The sequence below is a fragment of the Mycobacterium sp. genome (assembly GCF_049683935.1).
GTDB lineage: Bacteria > Actinomycetota > Actinomycetes > Mycobacteriales > Mycobacteriaceae > Mycobacterium.
Genome location: NZ_JBAUJR010000171.1, coordinates 1 through 2,776, shown reverse-complemented (window position 1 = coordinate 2,776; position 2,776 = coordinate 1). Strand labels below are relative to the sequence as shown.

The window sequence follows — 2,776 nt, the reverse complement described above, 5'->3', positions numbered from 1 at the left end:
CCGCAGGAGCCGTGGTCGCGCTGTCGGCCGGCCCGCCGTTCTCCACGGTGGCTCTCGTCGTGTGCATCGTCGGAGCCGTCGCCACCGTCGCGGCGGGGTGCTGGCAGAGCGCCAAGGCCGTCCTTCGCGACGAGCAGCTCAGGCAGCAGGACACGGTCGCGTCGAGCTGCGGCGGCGGTGCCTGCGCGACATGCACGCTGTCCTGCAAGACTTAGTTGCGGCTGATGTCGATCGGGTGTGTGGCCAACAGAGACAACGGCATCGGCTGGCGCCGTAGCACCTTGGACCACAGATCGATGCGCGGTTCGCTGAGCACATCGGTGGGCAATGCGGACAGCACGATCCAGTCGTCGCGCTCGATCTCGCCCTCGAGCTGGCCGATCGTCCACCCCGAATAGCCCGCAAAGATTCGCACGCCTTCGATCATCGGCGCGATCGAGTCGGGATCTCCGTCGAGGTCGACCATCACGATGCGGCCCTGCACGTGCCGCAGTCCCGGCACCCCGGCGGGATCCATCCCTGCCCGCAGCGTCGCCAGGCACAACGCGGCGTCGCGTTTGACCGGGCCGCCGATGTACATCGTCTTGGGTTTGGTGGCCAGCTTCGCCCACTGCGGCAGCACGTTGTAGACCGCGGTCTCACTGGCCCGGTTCAGCACGACCCCCAGAGTGCCGCCGTCATTGTGCTCGACGACGTAGATGACGCTGCGCCGGAAGGTGGGCTCCATCAGGTCGGTGTTGGCCAACAGCAGAGTGCCGGCCCGCACCCGGTGCGCCACGGGTGCGACTCCCTCTCTGAAGTCCTCCGGATCCTCTGGCTGAGCCACCCGACCATCATGTCATCACCGTTGCTCGATGGTGGCTAACAAGCGCCGCCGCCGTCGATATTTGTAGTGTGGTCGGGTTCCAGACAGACTCGCAGCTCCCCCCGTCAACAGGACGTGAACCCGTGCCCGACGCCCGCGCACCGCTTGCCCTGTGGCGCTCGGTGCGAGCACTGCCCGAGTTCCGGCGGCTGCTGGAACTGCGGGCGGTGAGCCAGTTCGGCGACGGCCTCTTCCAGGCCGGTCTGGCAGGGGCGATCCTGTTCAACCCGCAACGCGCCGCCGACCCGTGGGCGATCGCCGGCGCATTCGCGGTGCTCTTCCTGCCCTACTCGCTTCTCGGTCCGTTCGCAGGGGCGCTCCTCGACCGCTGGGACCGGCGGGTGGTGCTGATCGGTGCGAACTGCGGTCGGCTGGTGCTGGTGATCGGGGTCGGCGCACTACTGGCCGCCGGCGTGGGCGATCTACCAATCCTGTTGGGCGCGTTGATCGTCAACGGCTTCACCCGGTTCGTCTCCTCGGGACTGTCTGCCGCGTTACCGCACGTGGTTCCGCGAGGGCAGGTGGTCGCGATGAACTCGGTCGCGACGGCGACCGGCGCGGCGGCCGCGTTCCTGGGCGCCAATTTCATGCTGCTGCCGCGCTGGCTGTTCGGCGCCGACGACTCCGGCGCCGCGGCAATCATCTTCATCGCCACGGCACCGGTGGCGTTGGCGTTGTTGCTGTCCTTCCGCTTCCCGCCCCGCATGCTCGGCCCCGACGAAAGTGCGCGCGCGGTGCAGGGGTCCGTCGCGTACGCCGTGGCCACCGGTTGGCTGCACGGCGCGCGCACGGTGTTGGCGGTGCCCACCGTCACCGCCACGCTCGCCGGGCTGTCCGCACACCGCATGGTGTTCGGGCTCAACACGCTGCTGGTGCTGGTGATCGTCCGCGAGAGCGGCACCACGGCGGTTGCCGGGCTTGGTACGGCCGTACTGTTCGTCGCCGCCACCGGCAGCGGCTCGTTCCTCGCCACGCTGATGACCCCTGCGGCGATCAAGAGATGGGGCCGCTACACCGCGCCCAACGGTGCGTTGGCGTTCGCGGCAGTCGTTCAACTGTTCGGCGCGACGCTGCTGCTACCGGTGATGGTCGCCTGCGGATTCCTGTTGGGCGCCGCCGGGCAGGTGGTCAAGCTGTGTGCCGATGCCGCGATGCAGGTCGACGTCGACGACGCGCTGCGCGGGCACGTCTTCACGGTGCAGGATTCGCTGTTCTGGATGACGTTCATCATCGCGATCGCGGCGGGCGCGGCGGTCATCCCGCCGGATGGGCACGCGCCGGGGCTCGCAGTGGCCGGGACGGGCATCTATCTGGTGGGCCTGGGGGTGCATGCGACGTTGGGGCACCGCGTGCGGCGCCGATGAGCGCTCGCGCGAAGAGCAGACGGCGCCGATGAGCGCTCGCGCGAAGAGCAGACAACGCCGATGAGCGCTCGCGCCGCGGATACAGTGTCCGGCATGGCCGGAGCAGCCCCCATGGTCGCAGACCTGCGTGCCGAGAGCGACGACCTCGATGCGCTCGTTGGTGAACTCTCAGCCGGACACTGGGCGACCGACACCCCTGCCGCAGGCTGGACGATCGCCCACCAGATCGCCCACCTGCTGTGGACCGACCGGGTCGCGCTGACCTCCGTCACCGACGAGCCGGGCTTCACCGAGATCCTGGGCCGAGCGGCCGACAACCCGACCGGCTTCGTCGACGCGGGCGCCGAGGAACTCGCCGCGCTGCCGCCGGTGCAGCTACTGGCCGAGTGGCGCTCGACCCGCGCCGCGCTGCATGACGAGCTGCTGACCGTGGCCGATGGCCGCAAGCTGCCGTGGTTCGGGCCGCCGATGAGCGCGCCGTCGATGGCCACCGCGCGACTGATGGAGACGTGGGCGCACGGCCTCGATGTCGCCGATGCGCTCGGGG

General features: G+C 69.6%; 3 protein-coding genes and 1 pseudogene. 3 read left to right on the top strand and 1 reads right to left on the bottom strand.

Annotated features, from left to right (window positions below; all coding sequences use genetic code 11):
- Nucleotides 1-215: pseudogene (locus WA965_RS09770) on the top strand (hypothetical protein); the annotation flags it as partial.
- Here the strand turns inward: WA965_RS09770 and WA965_RS09765 are convergent.
- Nucleotides 212-826, bottom strand: coding sequence for a YqgE/AlgH family protein (locus WA965_RS09765; protein WP_526296357.1), 615 nt, complete (start codon nucleotides 824-826; stop codon nucleotides 212-214). The pseudogene WA965_RS09770 and the gene WA965_RS09765 overlap by 4 nt on opposite strands.
- A 122-nt stretch (nucleotides 827-948) precedes the next feature.
- On the opposite strand from WA965_RS09765, the gene WA965_RS09760 reads away from it, so the two are divergent.
- Both WA965_RS09760 and WA965_RS09755 read left to right on the top strand, forming a co-directional pair.
- Nucleotides 949-2,229 carry an MFS transporter gene (locus WA965_RS09760; protein WP_526296359.1) on the top strand — a complete coding sequence of 427 codons (1,281 nt, stop codon included), beginning with the start codon at nucleotides 949-951 and terminating at the stop codon, nucleotides 2,227-2,229.
- Between the two features lie 93 nt (nucleotides 2,230-2,322).
- Nucleotides 2,323-2,776, top strand: a 454-nt coding sequence (locus WA965_RS09755) for a maleylpyruvate isomerase family mycothiol-dependent enzyme (RefSeq protein WP_526447431.1), incomplete at its 3' end; no start/stop codon positions are given.